Below are 18,928 nucleotides of genomic sequence, written 5' to 3' on the forward strand. Positions count from 1 at the left end.
TATGGAAACACCAAATAACGAAATAAATCCGGAAGAAAATTCAACAGAAATAACATTCGAAAACCGAATTGATTTATCTGAATTACAAGCAAGTGTTTTTAAGATAAAAGGCGAATTGCAAAAAGTAATTGTTGGGCAAAAAGAAATGATGGATTTGCTACTAGTTGCCCTGCTTTCTAATGGTCATGTGTTAATAGAAGGTGTGCCAGGAGTTGCCAAAACTATAACTGCAAAATTACTTTCTAAAACCATAGATATCGATTTTAGTAGAATTCAATTCACACCAGATTTAATGCCTTCAGATATTTTAGGAACGTCTGTTTTTAATGCTAAAATTTCTGATTTCGAGTTTAAAAAAGGGCCTATTTTTTCGAATATGATTTTAATTGATGAAATCAATAGAGCACCTGCAAAAACGCAAGCTGCCTTGTTCGAAGTTATGGAAGAGCAACAAATAACTATGGATGGCGTTTCCTATAGCATGAGCGAACCTTTTATGGTTTTAGCTACCCAAAATCCTATAGAACAAGAAGGAACTTACAGATTGCCAGAAGCACAATTAGATCGATTTTTATTTAAAGTAATTGTAGAATATCCAACATCAAATGAAGAATTAGAAATTATTGTAAGAGAGCAAGCTTTGGTAAATACTACAAAAATAAGTAAAATCGAAACCGTAATTACTGGTAGTAAAATTTTGGAATATAGAAGTTTGGTAAAACAAATTAAAATAGAAGAAAACTTGTTAAAATACATTGCAAATATTGTAGTAAATACACGCTCAAATTCGCTGTTGTATTTAGGAGCTTCACCAAGAGCGAGTATTGCTATTTTAGCAGCTTCTAAAGCCTTTGCAGCAATTGATGGTAGAGATTTTGTAACACCAGAAGATGTAAAAAGAGCTACAATACCTGTTTTACAACATAGAGTAATTGTTACTCCAGAAAGAGAAATGGAAGGAGTTACCAGCAAACAAATAATAGAACAAATTATTGAATCAGTAGAAATTCCGAGGTAAATATTTTCTGTCATTCCTGCTTTCACAAGAAAGACAAATAGATTTTAAAATAAAAACAATTAGGCGATTAAACTTTTAAACATCAACTTGAAACACTTCTACAACACTTTATTTTTAAACACTCGTTTTTTCTATTGCATAGCAGCCTTAGCTGTTTTGTTTGTGGTTGGTTTTTTTGTTCCTTTTTTGTTTGAAGTTACAAAAGTGCTCTTATGGATGCTTTGCACTTTAACCATTATAGATATAATTCTTTTATATAGAATTAAAAACGGAATCGAATTAAAGCGTTTGCTACCTGAAAAACTCTCTAATGGAGATGAAAATAAAATAGCTATTGAACTTAAAAATAAATACACTTTTGTGGTTCATCTATCTTTAATTGAAGAGATCCCTTTTCAATTTCAAAAAAGAGATTTTATTTTTAATCAAATTCTAAAAAGTAAAGAAGAAAAAACACTTTATTACAATCTAACTCCAAAAGAAAGAGGAGTTTATGTTTTTGGAAACATCAACGTGTATACTAGTTCTTTGTTGCAATTGGCTACAAAAAAACACATTTTAGGTGATAAAAAAGAACTGAAATGCTATCCGTCTTTTTTAAACTTAGGTGAGTTCAATTTAAAAGTTTTCAATAGTTCTAGTGTTTCTTATGGAAATAGAAAAGTTAGAAAAATAGGGAATTCTTTAGAATTCGAACAAATAAAAGAGTACGTTTCTGGTGATGACATTCGAACTTTAAACTGGAAAGCAACTGCGAAAAGAAGTCAATTGATGGTAAATCAATTTATGCAAGAAAAATCGCAATCTGTATATACAATTATTGATAAAGGACGTGCAATGCAAATGCAATTCGAAGGCTTAAGTTTGCTAGATTATGCAGTAAATGCAACTTTGGCTATTAGCAATATTGTGATTAAAAAACAAGACAAAGCAGGTATGTTAACGTTTTCTACAAAGCTAGAAGATTGGGTGGTTGCAGAAAGAAGAAATACGCAAATGGCTTTAATTTCGGAAGCTTTGCACAATATAAAAACCAATTTTAAAGAATCGGATTTTGGCACTTTATATAGCATGGTTAAAAGAAAAATTAAACACAGAAGTCTTTTAATTTTATTTACAAATTTCGAAACTATTGATGGTTTAAACAGGCAACTGGCATACCTAAGAGCTTTGGCAAAAAACCATTTAGTAGTAGTTGTTTTCTTTAAAAATACTGAGCTAGAATCGTTAATAAACTCGAAAGCAAATACGACTCAAAAAGTCTACGATAGTATTATTGCAGAGAAATTTATGTTCGAAAAAAAGAGAATTGTAAACGAGTTAAAAAAATACGGAATACAAACTGTATTAACCAATCCAAAGGATTTAACTGGGAACACTATCAACAAATATTTGGATTTAAAATCGAGAGGATTATTTTAAATATTTATTACTTTCGTAATCTTAATTTAAGTTATAAAAAATTGATATGAATTGGTATTTAAAAGTTTTAAAAGAGTACGTAACCTTTACAGGTAGAGCAAGAAGAAAAGAATTTTGGATGTTTACTTTGTTTCATTTAATTATCGTTTCAATTCTGGTTTCTCTTATTGTACTTTCTTCAGATGGCTTTTTTTCTGCTAGATATTCTTCGGAACCGCAAGCACCTAGTATATTTTTAATTATTCTCTTGGTATTATATATTCTTGGAACTTTTTTACCAGGATTAGCAGTTACTGTAAGAAGGTTGCATGATACTAACAAAAGTGGTTGGTGGTATTTAATTTCTTTTGTGCCTTATATTGGCTCATTTATTATCTTAATATTTACTTGTATGGATAGCTATCCTAGACAAAATCAATGGGGAGAAAATCCAAAGGGAATTGGAAATAATAGCTTAATTGATCAAATAGGAACTGAGTAATTTAAGGCCTTAAAGCTTTCCAACTGCCATAATAAACAATGGTAGTTCGAATACTACTGTTTAGATGCAAAGTAGCAGAATTATTAGCGAATAAAGTTAAGGTGGCTTTTAAACTTTCGTTTTCAGCCTTTAAAGTATAAATAATTGAATAGCTGTTTTTTTTAGCATTGAACTCTTTTACTACTTTTTTAGGAGCGCCTTCAAAACTCAAACCATTATCAGCTCCATAAGCTCTTGGCATTTGTAATTCCCCATAATAAGGCAAATCTAATTGAATACTATCTTTTTGTACTCTAAAATAGTTCGGGATATTTACCAAACTTATATTCGCTGCATTACTTCCTGGAGGAAGTAAATTTTCAATTCCTCTAACATTTGCAAAAGCAACAGGGTTTGCAGAATTCGCATTCATTTCAAATAAATTATTTTCTACGGCATTTTTTAAACTTTCAAGTTGCTCAAGAGATACTATTTTTTTCGCAGTGGAACAACTGGAGATAATAACTAAAACGAAAAGGATTAAAAAACGGTTCTTCATTTTGATTGTTTTTAATAAAACTTAGAAAAAATGTATCAAATTTAATACCACATTTCTTTTTTTTGAATCTATATTTGGACATTAAAGATAAAGTATTCGTATGAATTTAGAAATCATTTTTGAAGATGAGTATTTACTCTGTGTAAACAAACCTAACAATATATTAGTGCATCACGCTTTTCACTCGAGAAATGTTGCAGATGAAGATTCTTTATTACAAATTATAGAAAACGAAAAAGGATTAAAAGTGTACCCAATTCATAGATTGGATAGAAAAACATCAGGCATTATTTTGTTGGCAAAACAAACTTCATATGTTTCTAAATTCCAAGAATTGTTTACCAATAATCAAATTCAGAAAACCTATTTTGGGGTTGTTCGTGGTTTTTCTCCAGATTCAAAAACAATCGATTCTCCTGTAAAAGGGCGTGATGCAAATGTGCACAAAGAAGCCTTAACAGAATTGAAAACTTTAGAAAAAGTCACCTTAAATATTCCTGTAAAACCTTATGATTCCTCTAGATATAGTTTGGTAGAATTATCTCCAAAAACGGGTAGAATGCATCAATTAAGAGTGCATGCCAACAAAATTAGTCATCCTTTAATTGGTGATGCCAAATATGGAGATAAAAATCACGATATGATGTTTGAACAAAATTTCGGTTGGAAAAACCTTTTTTTACATGCAGGTAAATTAGAATTTACACATCCTTTTACATCAGAAAAAATGATTTTAAAAGCATCTTTTCCTAATGATTGGATTTCTTTATTTGAGGAATTTGATTGGAGAAATCCGATTTTATAAAACTATTATTTCACAGAGTTTCAAAAAGAAAAAAACACAGAGATTCACAGAGATTTTTTTTAAAAAAAACTCAGTGAATCTCTGCGCTTACTCTGAGTTTCTCTGTGTAATTACTATTGCTCAATAGACTGCGAATCGAACCCAATGAGTTCCCCGTTTTCGAAAGTTGGAGAAACTTCTATAGGGTTGCAACAAACCTCACAATCTTCGATATAAGTTTGTTGCCTTACACTACTGTCTAAAATCATCGAAATTTCTTCCCAACAATATGGGCATTGAAAAAAATACTCTTGTTCCACTACTACTCTATTACTTTTAAAACTAGTTTTCCGTTTTTATCACCAGAGAATAATCTATTATAAGTTTCTTGAAAGTTTTCTATGCCTTCGTAAATATCTTCTCTAGATTTAAGTTTGCCTTCTTGCATCCAAATTCCCATTTGTTTTGCAGCTTTCCCATAATCTTTAGAGTAATCCATTACAACCATTCCTTGCATTGTAGAACGTGTAACCAATAAAGTCAAATAATTACTTGGGCCATCAATTTTCGATTTATTATTGTATTGCGAAATTGCTCCGCAAATAACAACTCTTGCATGCATTCTTAATTTACTTAAAGCTGCATCTAAAATTAAACCTCCAACATTATCAAAATACACATCAATTCCTTTTGGGCATTTTTTCTTTAGAGCTGTATAAATGTTTTCAGATTTGTAATTTATAGCATCATCGAAACCTAATTCATTAATTAGATAATCGCATTTATCTTGTCCTCCAGCAATACCAATTACTGTGCATCCTTTAATTTTTGCAATTTGTCCAACGATGCTTCCAACAGCACCTGCAGCTCCAGAAACTAGAACAATATCACCATCTTTAATTTTACCAACTTCAGTAATTCCAAAATACGCTGTCATTCCTGGCATTCCTAAAGTACCAATATACATTGGCATTGGCGCCAAACGTGTATCTACTTTATACCAACCATCTCCATTTGTAATTGCATATTGTTGCACTCCACCCCAACTTGTAACTACATCACCAATTTCAAATTTTGGATTTCCATTATTTTTAATCACTTTTCCAATAGAACCAGCTCTCATTACATCATCTATTTGCACAGGAGGAATATATGATTTGGTATCATTCATCCAACCACGCATTGCAGGATCTAAAGAAATATAATGATGTTGCACTAAAATTTCTCCTTCTTCTAATTCAGGAATTGGGTTTGTTTGTAATTGCCAAGTATCTGCATCTGGAGTTCCTGATGGACGTTTTTTAAATATAATTTGTTTGTTATTCATGAGTTGTTTTTTATTCGGATGCTAAATATAATTAATAATTATGGATTTCTTGTATCGCTTTTGTTAAGGTTGATTTCCCTAAATATTGTTTTTCTAAATCTGATTGAAATGGAATTGGTGTTTCTAAACTTGCCACACGTTTTACTGGCGCATCTAAAAATTCAAAACAATTCTCTGTAATTAATGCTGAGATATCACTTGCAATTCCACCAAAAAGAGAATCTTCTTGCACAATAATTGCTTTTCCTGTCTTTTTTACTGATTGATAAATAGTCTCTGTATCTAAAGGTTGTAAAGTTCTTAAATCAATTACATCACAAGAAATCGCTGTTAAAGTTTCTAATGCTTCTAAAACCCAATGAACTGCAGCTCCAAAACTTATAATTGTTAATTGAGTTCCTTCTTTTAACAATGCTGCTTTCCCTATTTCTAAAGTAAAATAATCATCAGAAACATCTTGATAAACAGATCGATACAAACCTTTGTGTTCAAAAAATAACACCGGATTTGGATCGTTAATTGCACTAATTAACAAACCTTTTGCATCTTGAGGAAATGCAGGATATACTACTTTTAAACCTGGTGTTTTTGTAAACCAAGCTTCATTGGTTTGGCTATGAAAAGGGCCAGCCCCCACTCCTGCTCCACAAGGCATTCTCACAACAACATCTGCATTTTGAGACCATCTATAATTCGATTTTGCTAATAAATTTACAATAGGATTAAACCCTGATGAAACAAAATCTGCAAACTGCATTTCTACAATAGATTTCACGCCATTAACAGATAAGCCATAAGCCGCAGAAACTATAACAGATTCGCAAATTGGTGTATTTATAATACGTTCTTTACCAAATTTTTCTACAAAACCATCTGTAATTTTAAAAGCTCCTCCATATTCTGCAATGTCTTGTCCCATAATTACCAAATCAGCATGTTTTTCCATCGATAATTTTAATCCATCAGAAATAGCATCTATAAAACGTATGCTTTTTTTGGTTGATAAAGGCTCTATTTCTTGATAATCGAACGATTTATAAACATCATTTAACTCTGTTTCTAAACTGGGGATTATTTTTTCTTCATCGAACGCAATTTGAAGATGTTCATTAATTTCATGAACAATTTCTTCTTTATAAGAAACTTCAATTTCTTCAGTAAGTACCCCTTTATTTTTTAAAAATTCCTGATAATTTTCTATAGGATCTTTGGCTGCCCAATTATCTAACAAATTTTGAGGAACATATTTTGTACCACTTGCTTCTTCATGGCCTCGCATTCTAAAAGTTTTGAACTCCAATAAAATAGGTCTTGGATTTTTACGTACACTTTTAGCCAATTCATTTATTTTAGTGTAAACTTCTAAAATATTGTTACCATGAATAATATGGCTTTCCATTCCATAACCAATTCCTTTATCAGCAATATTTATACAATTAAACTGCTCATTTACAGGAGTTGATAATCCATATCCATTATTTTCCACGCAGAATAAAACAGGTAAACTCCAAACAGAAGCCACGTTTAAAGCTTCATGAAAATCACCTTCACTTGTACCTCCTTCACCTGTAAAAACAGCGCAAATTTTGTTATTATTTTTTAATTTATTGGCAAGAGCAATTCCATCTGCAATGCCTAATTGTGGTCCTAAATGAGAAATCATACCTACTATATGATAATCTTGAGTACCAAAATGAAAACTTCGATCTCTACCTTTTGTAAACCCATTCATTTTTCCTTGCCATTGAGAAAATAATCGATGCAAAGGAATGTCTCTAGAAGTAAATACACCTAAATTTCTATGCATAGGTAAAATATACTCATCATTTTCTAGAGCTAAAGTTACTCCTACAGAAATAGCTTCTTGTCCAATACCCGAAAACCATTTAGAAATTTTCCCTTGTCGTAAAAGAATTAACATTTTTTCCTCAATTAAACGAGGTTTTAGCATTCTTTTGTATAAATATAATAAGGTTGAATTATCGAGCTCTGAATTTAAAGTATATTCAATTTTGGAAGACATATATTATATATTTCGTAATAGTAACAAACATACATATAAAGAATTTTATTGCATAAAAAAATCCTTATCATTTTAATTGATAAGGACTTTTTAATATCGTTGATTCATTCGGTTTATAAATCTGCAAAAATAGCGTGCATCATACGTTTTTTATCATTAATACTTTCTTCTAAAGCAATCATAGTTTCAGTTCTGTTCACTCCAGGAACATCGTCTATTCTATAAATAATGTCTTTAGCATCGTTTGTGCCTTTTGCTCTCACTTTACAGAAAATATTGTATTTACCTGCTGTTACATATGCAACAGTAACGTTTGGTATTTTTCTTAAATTTTCTATCACACTTTGTGTCATCGAAGTTTTCTCTAAATAAACACCCACATGTGCTATAAAAGAATAACCCATTTTTTCGTAGTTCAAGGTTAGAGTAGAACCCTGAATAATACCCTCATCTTCCATTTTTTTTACACGAACGTGAATGGTTCCTGCAGAAACTAAAAGTTGTTTTGCAATGTCTGTAAATGGCGTTCTTGCATTTTCGATTAAGATGTCTAAAATCTGATGATCAATCTCGTCTAAGATAAATTTTTTCATTTTTTATGTATTATTCAATTTCTCATACAAATTTATGAATTAAATTTAACTAAACAAGCATAAAGCTAACAAATACTTAAATAATATTACCTTCGAAAACGATTTCGTTATGTCCTATTTTACCTTTCAAGTCAATTTCATCTACTTTTTCTAATTTTGACACTAATTGTTCGTCGATAATTTTATCTACATATTGATAGGCTTCTACTTTTTTTGTAGCTGAGTTTCGATGAATTACATCAAAGAATATTTTTTCGTTATTAGGTATTTTAAAATATGCAGTATACTTTGTAAAATCATTTGAAATTGCAATATGATGCAATCCTTGCAAAATAGCATAAAAGGTATATTCTCTTGAAATTTCTCTTGGATAATCATTTGGATAATGTCCAGATTCTATTAAAATAGTATTGTAACCTAATTTTTGGAAATTATCGCCAGTCGCTGTTGGATAAAACTCATCTGTGTATCTGCCTACAAAATTCGGAATCATTTGTTGTAACGAATCATTCATTGCTACAATAACGTTCATCGTTTGCTTTCTGCCTTCTGTTAAAGCCCTTGTTTCTTCCTCTGAAGGTGCTAAAAATGATATAGTTGCTGGGTTCTTTGTGCCTTCCACACCAAAAATGGTTCTCTGATCATGTAAATTGAAACAAAATTGTGGATTAAATTCTTCTAAAACAGTTCTTAAAAGTTTGCTTTCTTTCGCTACTCTATCAACAGCATCTCTATTTAAATCAACATTATTTGCATTTACTCTTGTATATGCTTTTGCTCCATCAGGATTTAACATCGGTATAAAAAGCAACGTGCATTCTTTTAAAATGGTTTTAAATTCTTCTGAAGTTGAATTCGAAAAGCAATTAAACAAATCAAATAAAGCTTTGGTTCCTGTACTTTCATTTCCATGCATTTGGCTCCACAATAAAATTTTCTTTTTACCTGAGCCAATTTTCAAAGTATAAATAGGTCTTTCTTGTTCAGAAAAACCGAGTTGATTTATTACAAAAACAACCTTGTGTTTTTCAAATAATTTTTCAATATCATTAAAAGTAATCCACTTTCCAAATAATGAAGTTTCCTTATGAAGATTAAAAAATTCTTTTAAAAATTTTGGTGTTAAATTACTCACGGTTGATAACATTTAGAAAAGCAAATTTACATGATTGCAAACTAGCATCCAATTGTATTGTTACAAATGTAAATCTGTAAGATTTTACAAATGTAAACATCTGAAAAGCCAAGTTTTGTTACTTTTGTAAACAAAGAATTGTCTTTTGTCATTAAGATTTAAGTTTGCAAATAAATCAAATTTATAGAATATTATATTTTACATTTAAATTATTATTTTTCAATTATTTATAAATTTCATTTAAAGTATTTATTTAATATATATTTTATTTTAAAAAATTAAAAAACAATATATTTTGATAGGGATTTTTATTGATTTACATTTGTAATGCAATATTTTTTTACAATGATAAACAGTACAGAATTTACAGCTAGAATTAAAAAAGTAATGGATTATCACGATTTATCTGCGTCCTTATTTGCAGATAAAATCGGTGTTCAACGTTCAAGTATTTCGCATATTTTATCTGGCAGAAATAAACCTAGTTTGGATTTTATTTTGAAAATAACTTCCGAATTTAATGATGTAGATATTCATTGGTTGTTAAATGGAAAAGGTACTTTTCCTAAAAACATAGTGACAGAAAACCCTACTTCTACTCCATCTTTATTTTCAGAAAATGAAATTTCTAGTGATAAAAAAAGAATTGAAAAAATAGTCGTTTTTTATGCAGATGGAACTTTTGATGAGTATAAGAAATAGTTCTGAGTTGGAAGTTGGAAGTTGGAAGTTGGAAGTTGGAAGTTGGAAGTTGGAAGTTGGAAGTTGGAAGTTGGAAGTTTAGAAAGAAAAATAAATCAATTCGTTTTAGACAAAATTTTAAATGAATTTTTTTAACAAATTTCCACATCAATTCTTATTAAAAGAAACTTTTAAATGCAATAATTAACTCTTCAAAAAACTTGCAATCAAATTAGGTTTTAGTGTAACTTTTGGCACTTTAAAATCGAAATAGGTATCTAAAGGAATCTCAAAACCTTTATAATTTAAATAATTGCTTAAAGCCAAGTTTAAACCTTTACTATATAAATGATGCTCTGCTCCTGTTGGGTCTTCATGAAACAAATCATTTTCTGCAAAACCCTCGAATTTTGGACCTATAATTTTAATATCAAACTTATCAGGATTTTTGCCTACAGGACTATGACTCGTGCACGCAAACTGATGCCAAAAAGCAGACTGAATGCATCTGTTTTTAAACAATTGACGCACAACTTCTAAAGAATCAATGGTTTCTTGTGCAGTTTCTGTTGGGAAACCGAACATTAAATAGGCATGAACCATGATATTTTCATTAGAAAAAGCTTTGGTAACTCTCGCAACTTGTTCTATAGTAACCCCTTTTTTCATCTTTTCTAACAATCTATCTGAAGCTACTTCCAAACCTCCAGTTACAGCTATACAGCCAGATTTAGCTAACAATTCACATAATTCTGGGGTGAATGTTTTTTCAAAACGAATGTTTGTCCACCAAGTAATAAACACTTTTCTTTCAATCAATTTGTTTGCCAAAGCTCTGAGCATTTTTGGTGGTGCAGCTTCGTCTACAAAATGAAAACCTGTAATCCCAGTTTCCAATATTAATTGCTCAATTTTATTCACCAAATCATCTGCAGTGGTGTTTTGATAATTGCCAATGTAATCTAAAGTTACATCGCAAAAAGAGCATTGTTTCCAATAACATCCATGAGAAATGGTGAGTTTATTCCATTTTCCATCAGACCACATTCTGTGCATTGGATTCATCACATCTAAAAAAGACAAGTATTTTTCAGTTGGCAAACCCACATAACTTGGAGCTGGCAAATTTTTATGATGAAAAATTGTATTTGGTTTTTTATCAATATAAACAACCTTTTTATTTTTGCAGATATACGTTCTTTCTAGTTGCTCCTCTCCTATTTTTCCGGCTAAAAAATCCGTAATTTTTAATAAGGGTCCTTCACCATCATCTAAGGTTATAAAATCGATATAATTAAATATTCTTGGATCTGATAATCGTCTTAATTCTGTGTTGCAATACCCACCACCAAAAGCAATTTTAAGATTTGGAAACTCAGTTTTAAGAAACTGAGCACATCTTAAAGCAGAAAATAAATTGCCTGGAAAAGGAATGGTAAAACAAACTAAATCGTAAGCATCTTTTTTTATTTGTTCTTCCAACAAATACAGCATTTCATCTTCTATCAAGGTGGTTTCGAATTGTAAATATTCATCAATTTGATCAAAACTAGAAGCTGCTCTGCCTAATTGTTCTGCATATCTTGTAAACGAGAAAAACTCATCTACGTTAGCGTTTATAAAATCGCCTAACTCTTCCACAAACAAAGTTGCCAAATGTTTTGCTTTGTCTAAAATGCCTAACGTTCCAAATTCTGATGTTAAATTATTTTTTAGTTTGATGATTCTATGACCTTGAGGTAAAAAGTGTTTTTGTGCAATTTGATAGGCTGCTGTTACTTCTTGCACACGCAAATAATTCATGACAACATCTACTTTATTGATGTATGCATCTTTTTGTTGATTAACCAAAGGAAAATCGTTATTACCTAACATTTCAGCTTGTTTAAAAATTGCTGATATAAAATCTTTGGTAAAAACGGCTGTAAACAACTCGATACTTAAATCCATTTGAGTTGCTTTTACATTTTTAGAGCCTAAAAACCCTTTAATATAGGCAGTTGCAGGATAAGCCGTATTTAATTGCGTAAAAGGTGGTGTTATTAAAAGTACGTTTACAGACATAAAATTTGATGAATCACAAAGATACTATGTGAAATAGAAACTATTACAAAAAAAACAGTTGGTTTTTTTTAGATTCGTTTTAGTCTTAAATTTATTAAAAAGGGTGTTTTTCCTGTTGATTTTTTACTTTAAAAAAACTAATTTAGCTAACTATTGATATAAGACATTGAAACGATTTTATATCAGGTTATAAGTTAGCGGTAATTAAAAACTAACACCGATAATCTTATTTGACAAAATAACGTATCTTTGCACAGTACAACAGATAAACCTTTATCTAACAACACTTTCTTATTTGATACTTATTTGACAAATGACAGAAATAGAACTAAAATCACTTATAAAAGAGCTTGTGAGTTATTCGCAGGAAACCGAATGGCTTGAATTTAAATTAAACTTTCATTCTAACGAAGAAATTGGAGAAAGAATTTCTGCATTAGCTAATGGTGCTTGTTTAAGTAAAAAACCATGCGGATTTCTCATTTTTGGAGTAGAGGATAAAACCCATAACATTAAAGGAACTACTTTTAGAGTAAAATCAGCAACAAAAGGTAATGAAGAATTAGAAAACTGGTTAACCCAAAGACTTGACCCAAGAATTGATTTTAAAACGTACGAATTTGAATACTCAGAGGGTATATTTATTAGTATGTACGTAATTCCTTCAGCAGTTAATAGACCTGTAAAATTTCTTAACCAAGCATATATTAGAATAGGAAGCTACACTAGATTACTTAAAGAATTCCCAGACAAAGAAACTAAAATTTGGAATAGAAAAGATAATATTAAGTTTGAACTTCAATTAGCTAAAGAGAACATTGACGCAGATGTTGTTGTTTCTCTATTAGACACACAATCCTATTTTGACTTATTAAAACTTCCATACCCTTCTAATAGACAAGGTGTAATTGATAAGTTTGTTTCAGAAAAATTAATCAATAAAAAGTCAAACAAATTTTCAATAACAAATTTAGGAGCAATATTATTTGCCAAAAACCTAGAAGATTTCCCTGACCTAAAAAGAAAAGCAATTAGAGTTATAGTATATAAACACAATAATAAAATTGAAACTGTAAGAGAACAAATTGGAGGTAAGGGATATGTAACAGGCTATCAAGGATTAATTGACTGGGTTAATAGTCAATTACCGGCAAATGAAGAAATAGGAAAAGCATTTAGAGATGACAGAAGAATGTATCCTGAAATAGCAGTTCGTGAATTATTGGCAAATGCTATAATCCATCAAGATTTTGAGGAAAAAGGTTTTCCTATGGTTGAGATTTTTTCTGATAGAATTGAAATTACAAACCCAGGAATACCACTAATTACTCCAGAACGTTTTATTGATGAATACCAATCTAGAAATGACATATTGGCTGACTTAATGAGGCGACTAGGGATTTGTGAAGAGAAAGGTAGTGGAATTGATAAAGTTATTTTTTACAATGAAATTTATCAATTACCAGCTCCTGATATTTTAATTCAAGAAAAACATACTAAAGTTATAATGTACTCTTATAAAACTTTGAATCAAATGGACAAAAAAGATAAAATAAGAGCTTGTTATCAACATTGTTGCTTAAGATATGTCTCAAACGACAAAATGACTAACCAATCATTAAGAGAGCGATTTATAATAGAAAGTAAAAATTCAGCAATTGCTTCAAGAATAATCAAAGAAGCCTTAAACGATAATGTTATAAAGGAAGATGACCCTGAAAGTAATTCGAGAAAATATAAAAAATACATTCCTTTTTGGGCATAATTCTTATTTGATGGTTATTTGATATCAACAAGCACAACAAAATATAAATAACTGATAATCAATCGAAACTAATTTGATGGAATAATAAACTACCGCTAACAATATATAAAAAACATAGGGCGTTTGTGTTAAATTCAAAGTCTGTGTAATTACAAAGTCCGCTAAATATAAAATTTAGCATTTAAAGAAATTTAAACACGAAATATTTATATTTAGCTCATTAATAAACCGAGACAAAGTGCTTTTTAACTGCCCTACTATTCTTATACAAGAACGCTAGCTAATTATTTAAAAATCTACAACAACTTCGCCATTGCTTTTTTAATAATTTCTGTATTTCTGTCTCTGTTCGATTTATTGGCTTTCTTTTGATCGTCAATCATTGTGCGCATTAAGTTTATGCAAACTTTATCGAAATTAAAGGCTTTGAACTCTTTCCCTTTTACAACCATATCATCAACTACATTCTGAATTGCTTCTGAGTTATTGCTTTCAGAAATTTGTTTAAACGCTTTTTGATATAAGACTTTTGTAGCATCGTCATTTGCTAAAAACATGCCAGAAACAACTGTTTTTGCAATAAATGGCAATTCTAACTCATCTTTTTCTTCGATAAAAATCTGTGTTAGAGGTGTTGCTAAAATTTGACGAACTTCGTCTGGTAATTCTTTCGATTTTTTTATAGCCAATTCTTTATCAACATAATACATAGAAACCAAAGACTTTCCTAAAACCGAATACGATTTACTTTCTAAACCTTTTGCAAAAATAGATTTTAATTCTGGGTCTGTTAATTTCCCTAAAGTATTTATGGCTTCTGCTTGAACAACAGTTTTTGAATCGTTATTTGCCATTTGCATAATTTTTCTAATGGCATCTTTTTTAGAAGATTTGTTAATCAAATCTATTTGCTGCAAAGCCAACATTCTAATTTTATAGGATTCATCCTTTAACGCATCTACAACTGCATTGAAAGCATCTTTATCTTCTTGCCTTTTTACAACTTGCAACAGTGCTTCTCTTCTATGCGCATAATTGTCTGCATTTTTTAACTGAAAAATATAATCACTTAAAATCTTGTTTTCATAAATAGTACAAATTAAAACATTGTCTGCATTTACCTGAATTAAACTAGGTTGCTTGTTATATGGAAATGTAAAAGAAGCATCATTTGCCTCCACAAAAACATTGTGTCTGGTTCTTTTATTTCCTTCGAAAATATCTATGGCAAAAGGAAACTGAAACGTTTCTCCTTGTAATTGAATGATGTTTACAGTAACTGTTTTTCTTAAAGTATTGTAATCGTAAGAAATTTCGATGTTAGGATGCCCAGCACCAAAATACCATTGGTTGAAAAACCAATTCAGATCTTTACCTGTCAATTCTTCAAAAATTAATCTTAATTGATGTACTTCTGCAGTTTTATATTTATAAGTGTTTAAATATCTGTTTAAACCCTTAAAAAAAGCATCATCACCTAAATAATTTCTTAAATTATGTAAAATGGCTCCACCTTTATTGTAGCTTACCAAATCGAACATATCTTCCTTGTCATCATATTTAAAACGAACCAAATCTTTGGTTTCATTCTGTCCGTTTTTATAGGTTTCTACTTCCTCAAAATAGTGCATTTCTGCAGCTGTTTTTCCGTATTTATACTCAATCCATAAATACTCGCCATAATTGGCAAAAGATTCATTTAAAGTAATGTTAGACCAACTTTCTGTGGTTACTAAATCGCCAAACCAATGATGAAAAATTTCGTGAGCAATCGTATTTTCTTGCACATTTTCATCAATTAATTGTCCTGGTTTTTGGTAAGCTTGTTCTCCATGAACCACAGCTGTGGTGTTTTCCATAGCCCCAGAAACGTAATCTCTCACTACAATTTGGCTGTATTTGTTCCAAGGATATTCTACACCTAATTTGTTAGCGAAAAAGCCAATTATTTCTGGAGTTAAGCCAAAAATATCTTTTGCATACGATGCATATTCTTTTTCTACATAATAATTTACAGGAATATTTTTGTAAAAATCTTTGACAATTTCGAATTCGCCAACGCCCATAAATGCTAAATAAGGTGCATGTTTTTGATCGAATTTCCAATAATCGGTTCTGAGATTTCCGTTTTTAGTTTGACTTACCAATTCTCCATTAGAAAGGGTTTCGAACTTATTAGGAACCGTAATATAAATTTCTTGCGATGTTTTCTGATTTGGTGCATCAATAGTAGGAAACCAAGCAGAATTGGCTTCTGTTTCACCCTGTGTCCAAATTTGGGTAGGTTTATTTTTATCTATACCATCTGCATTTATAAAATACAAACCTTTAGCACTTGTAATTGCTTTGCTACCTTCGTCTTTTACCTTTTCTGGTTGTGCTGTATATTTGATGTAAACCGTAAATTCTTCGTCTTTTTGATAAGTTTTTGGCAGGTTTATCAATAAATCATAATCATCATAAGAATAAGTCAGTTTTCTATTATTTAGAGAAACTTCATGAATTAACATGGTATTTGCATCTAATGTAATTTTATCTGTGCTATAAAAATGAGGTTTTGCAGTAATCCAAGCTTCACCATTCATGGTTTTATCACTAAAATTAAAATCTACTTTTAACTTTGTGTGCACTAAATTGTGAATTTTTTCTCTCTCTGGTTTATAGCTACTTGTTATTTGCGAAAAACAAACGTTGGACAAGAATGCGAATAAAACAAATACTATTTTTTGAAACTTCATAAAGGTTATTTTCTTCAAGACTCAAAAGTAATAAATATGATGATAGTAGCTGTTAATGAGCAGTTAAAAATGATTGGGAAGTTTTGATTGAGGTAAAAAATAGAATAATGAAGGATGAGTTTCATTTGAATGTAAAAAAAAGCTGAATATAAAGATTTTAATTCTTTATGTTCAGCTTAAAAATTTTAAACAAATAATTTATTTGTTGCCAAAGTTTTTGGCAAAGCTTTCTAAACTACTGCCATCCATTTTCATACTGTTCATCATTTCCATAATTTTTGCAGGATTCATGTTTTCTCCTAAAAGTCTTGCAACTCCCACTCCAGCCTCATCTCCATAACCAAAAGCGATCACTTCGTCTATAGAATCTGTATTTCCTGTATAATAAATTTTTACGTTCATGCCTTGCATTTTCATCGACATTAGATTTACATAATCATTATTATCTGTGAAAATGTTTTTTAATTTCGCTTTTTCAGTTTCGTAAGCTGTTGTGTTTTCTGTTGTTTTTGGCAAAAAAACAATGTTTATTTTTTTGATACTTTTCATTGTTTCTTTTACATCATCAGAAACATCAGCTTTTGCAGAAAGTACAGAGCTTATGGGTAAATCTCCTGTATAGAAACCTTCTTTTCCACTAGTATCTACTAAATAACTTTGTAAAGATTTTTCGTTTTTACAAGAACTTGCAAAAAGTACTAAAAACACCAAAGAGCATATTGTGGTTAATTTTTTCATTTTATATGTTTTAATTAATTCAAAGTCAGGTTAAAAACCCGACTTTGAACTCTTATTTTTATTGATTTTCTTTTACAATCTTATCTGTAAATTCAGACATCTTGTTAATGTCTATGTTGCCAGTTAAAGACATCACCATTGCTTCAGACACTCCTTTCGTTTTTTTGTCTATCCCTTTTATAAACATTAAAACTTCGCTCACGTAGTCTTTGTTTTTAGTTGCTTTTACATAGATTTTAATTCGAGAATCGTCTTCTTTAATTCGCATTAACTGCGTTAAATTAGATTTTTTTATTGCTGAATTTACCATGTTTTCCATTTTTGTTGCTATGTCTAAATTCTTTGTAGAAAACATTTTAAATTCGTTTAACTCGTTAATCATTTCAAAAGCTTGCATTACTTCATTTTCTTTTCCATCCGTGTTTTTTGGCTTAAACTTGTTTAATAACTCGAATGCATCTTTGGTTACTACAACCATATCTACTCCATCCATATCTTCTAAACTATCGAAGATCGATTGTGCGTTTGACAACATTGGTGCTAATACAAACGCAACTAATACTATTATTTTTTTCATAATTTCTAATTTACTTGGTTTTACTAATTTTTACTTGGTTTATTTTAATGCTCTGTTTACGGTGTTTTCGTGGATATACAATTGTGCTACTGCATCTTCTCCTTTTTTAAGATTTGTAGACAACAATTCAAATCCTTTCGTTATTTGGGCATAAATTTGTTCTGCCTTTTTTCTTTGCTGATATTCTTTGTATTCTTGTTGACCAATAAATACGCTAAATAAAAGCACTACTGATGCTGCTACAGATAACCATTTAAAGTTTCTCTTATTCGATTTTTTAGGTTCTAACTTTATGGTTTTTGTATACGTTTCATCTTTTGTAATCGCAAAATAATTAAACATATACGCATACTCTTGTAAGTGTGGAGCAACAGAACCTTCTTTAAAATAGTGTTTTAAGGCTGCCTCCTCTTGCAAAGTAGTTTCTGCATTTAAGTATTTTTCTACTAATTTTTCTATGTTAGCTAACTCCATAGTTGTGTTTTTTAATTAATTCTTCTCTTATTGTTTTTCTTGCTCTAGATAAAGCTACTCTTACTGCTGTTGGTTTCATATCTACCATTTTGCAGATTTCATCAAAATCATATTCTTCAATATCTCTTAATTGAATAATTATTTTTTGTTGTTCTGGTAATTTTTCTATCAATAAGTGTACTTGGTTTACACTATCTTGATATTCCAATTTTTTATCTAAAGACGTTTCTTTCTCTTTGTAATTACTGTGCACTAAGGTTAAATTACTTGCTTGTTTACTTTTTAATCTGTCATAACAATAATTTTTTGTCATGGTCATTGCAAATGCTTCAACATTATTATAATCAGCAATTTTGTCTTTATTTTTCCATAATTTAAAAATAAGTTCTTGCGTAGCATCTTCTGCTTCCTCTCTAGAAACTAACAATCTTTTTGCTAGTCTAAAGACTTTATCTTTAAATGGTAAAACAACTTTTAAAAAGTCTGATTGGTTCATTATTCTTATTTGTTTTTCTGATATTTTTTCATCTCTTATATCAGGTTTACATATTTACGACGACTAACATTTTA

18 protein-coding genes are annotated in these 18,928 nt (G+C 30.1%); 6 read left to right on the forward strand and 12 right to left on the reverse strand.

What is annotated here, in order from left to right; genetic code table 11:
- Nucleotide 1: 1 nt before the first annotated feature.
- The 3 genes from WAO74_RS08850 (at nucleotide 2) to WAO74_RS08860 (ending at nucleotide 2,921) form a co-directional block, all read left to right on the forward strand.
- Nucleotides 2–1,018: an AAA family ATPase gene (locus WAO74_RS08850; protein ID WP_422161331.1), complete on the forward strand. Its 1,017-nt coding sequence runs from the start codon at nucleotides 2–4 to the stop codon at nucleotides 1,016–1,018.
- Nucleotides 1,019–1,105: 87 nt separating this feature from the next.
- Nucleotides 1,106–2,440, forward strand: coding sequence for a DUF58 domain-containing protein (locus tag WAO74_RS08855; protein ID WP_422161332.1), 1,335 nt, complete (start codon nucleotides 1,106–1,108; stop codon nucleotides 2,438–2,440).
- A 46-nt stretch (nucleotides 2,441–2,486) separates the two neighbouring features.
- On the forward strand, nucleotides 2,487–2,921 hold the full coding sequence (locus WAO74_RS08860) for a DUF805 domain-containing protein (protein ID WP_422161334.1): 435 nt from the start codon (nucleotides 2,487–2,489) through the stop codon (nucleotides 2,919–2,921).
- 1 nt (nucleotide 2,922) lies between these two features.
- Here WAO74_RS08860 and WAO74_RS08865 read toward each other — a convergent pair whose 3' ends face one another.
- Entirely contained in the window at nucleotides 2,923–3,459 is a 537-nt protein-coding gene (locus tag WAO74_RS08865; protein WP_422161336.1) for a DUF4251 domain-containing protein, read from the reverse strand.
- A 100-nt stretch (nucleotides 3,460–3,559) separates the two neighbouring features.
- Between WAO74_RS08865 and WAO74_RS08870 the strand changes: the two genes are divergently transcribed.
- Nucleotides 3,560–4,264, forward strand: coding sequence for a pseudouridine synthase (locus tag WAO74_RS08870; RefSeq protein WP_422161338.1), 705 nt, complete (start codon nucleotides 3,560–3,562; stop codon nucleotides 4,262–4,264).
- A gap of 113 nt (nucleotides 4,265–4,377) precedes the next feature.
- Here the strand turns inward: WAO74_RS08870 and WAO74_RS08875 are convergent, their stop codons facing one another.
- The 5 genes from WAO74_RS08875 to WAO74_RS08895 form a co-directional block, all read right to left on the reverse strand.
- The gene (locus WAO74_RS08875) at nucleotides 4,378–4,563 is read right to left on the reverse strand and encodes a CPXCG motif-containing cysteine-rich protein (protein ID WP_422161340.1); all 186 of its coding nucleotides are present in this window, start codon (nucleotides 4,561–4,563) and stop codon (nucleotides 4,378–4,380) included.
- Nucleotides 4,564–4,565: 2 nt separating this feature from the next.
- Entirely contained in the window at nucleotides 4,566–5,570 is a 1,005-nt protein-coding gene (locus tag WAO74_RS08880) for an NADP-dependent oxidoreductase (protein WP_422161342.1), read from the reverse strand.
- A gap of 31 nt (nucleotides 5,571–5,601) precedes the next feature.
- Entirely contained in the window at nucleotides 5,602–7,593 is a 1,992-nt protein-coding gene (locus WAO74_RS08885; protein ID WP_422161344.1) for an alpha-ketoacid dehydrogenase subunit alpha/beta, read from the reverse strand.
- Nucleotides 7,594–7,706: 113 nt separating this feature from the next.
- The gene (locus WAO74_RS08890) at nucleotides 7,707–8,186 is read right to left on the reverse strand and encodes an Lrp/AsnC family transcriptional regulator (protein WP_397446547.1); all 480 of its coding nucleotides are present in this window, start codon (nucleotides 8,184–8,186) and stop codon (nucleotides 7,707–7,709) included.
- Between the two features lie 76 nt (nucleotides 8,187–8,262).
- On the reverse strand, nucleotides 8,263–9,321 hold the full coding sequence (locus WAO74_RS08895) for a M14 family metallopeptidase (RefSeq protein ID WP_422161347.1): 1,059 nt from the start codon (nucleotides 9,319–9,321) through the stop codon (nucleotides 8,263–8,265).
- A 345-nt stretch (nucleotides 9,322–9,666) separates the two neighbouring features.
- Here WAO74_RS08895 and WAO74_RS08900 point away from each other — a divergent pair, with 345 nt between their 5' ends.
- Complete coding sequence (locus WAO74_RS08900) at nucleotides 9,667–10,023, forward strand: helix-turn-helix domain-containing protein (protein WP_422161349.1); 357 nt, start codon at nucleotides 9,667–9,669, stop codon at nucleotides 10,021–10,023.
- Between the two features lie 183 nt (nucleotides 10,024–10,206).
- Here the strand turns inward: WAO74_RS08900 and WAO74_RS08905 are convergent, their stop codons facing one another.
- Nucleotides 10,207–12,066: a B12-binding domain-containing radical SAM protein gene (locus WAO74_RS08905; protein WP_422161351.1), complete on the reverse strand. Its 1,860-nt coding sequence runs from the start codon at nucleotides 12,064–12,066 to the stop codon at nucleotides 10,207–10,209.
- A gap of 313 nt (nucleotides 12,067–12,379) precedes the next feature.
- Here WAO74_RS08905 and WAO74_RS08910 point away from each other — a divergent pair, with 313 nt between their 5' ends.
- On the forward strand, nucleotides 12,380–13,831 hold the full coding sequence (locus WAO74_RS08910) for an ATP-binding protein (protein WP_422161353.1): 1,452 nt from the start codon (nucleotides 12,380–12,382) through the stop codon (nucleotides 13,829–13,831).
- 296 nt (nucleotides 13,832–14,127) lie between these two features.
- Here WAO74_RS08910 and WAO74_RS08915 read toward each other — a convergent pair whose 3' ends face one another.
- The 5 genes from WAO74_RS08915 to WAO74_RS08935 form a co-directional block, all read right to left on the reverse strand.
- Entirely contained in the window at nucleotides 14,128–16,569 is a 2,442-nt protein-coding gene (locus WAO74_RS08915; protein ID WP_422161356.1) for a M1 family aminopeptidase, read from the reverse strand.
- 198 nt (nucleotides 16,570–16,767) lie between these two features.
- Entirely contained in the window at nucleotides 16,768–17,307 is a 540-nt protein-coding gene (locus tag WAO74_RS08920) for a DUF4252 domain-containing protein (RefSeq protein WP_422161358.1), read from the reverse strand.
- Between the two features lie 58 nt (nucleotides 17,308–17,365).
- Nucleotides 17,366–17,884, reverse strand: a complete 519-nt coding sequence (locus tag WAO74_RS08925; RefSeq protein ID WP_422161359.1) for a DUF4252 domain-containing protein — start codon at nucleotides 17,882–17,884, stop codon at nucleotides 17,366–17,368.
- A 39-nt stretch (nucleotides 17,885–17,923) separates the two neighbouring features.
- On the reverse strand, nucleotides 17,924–18,358 hold the full coding sequence (locus WAO74_RS08930) for a hypothetical protein (protein WP_422161360.1): 435 nt from the start codon (nucleotides 18,356–18,358) through the stop codon (nucleotides 17,924–17,926).
- Nucleotides 18,345–18,854, reverse strand: coding sequence for an RNA polymerase sigma factor (locus tag WAO74_RS08935; RefSeq protein ID WP_422161362.1), 510 nt, complete (start codon nucleotides 18,852–18,854; stop codon nucleotides 18,345–18,347). The genes WAO74_RS08930 and WAO74_RS08935 overlap by 14 nt, the downstream gene beginning before the upstream one ends.
- Nucleotides 18,855–18,928: the final 74 nt, after the last annotated feature.

This window comes from Polaribacter sp. (assembly GCF_049276715.1).
GTDB lineage: Bacteria > Bacteroidota > Bacteroidia > Flavobacteriales > Flavobacteriaceae > Polaribacter.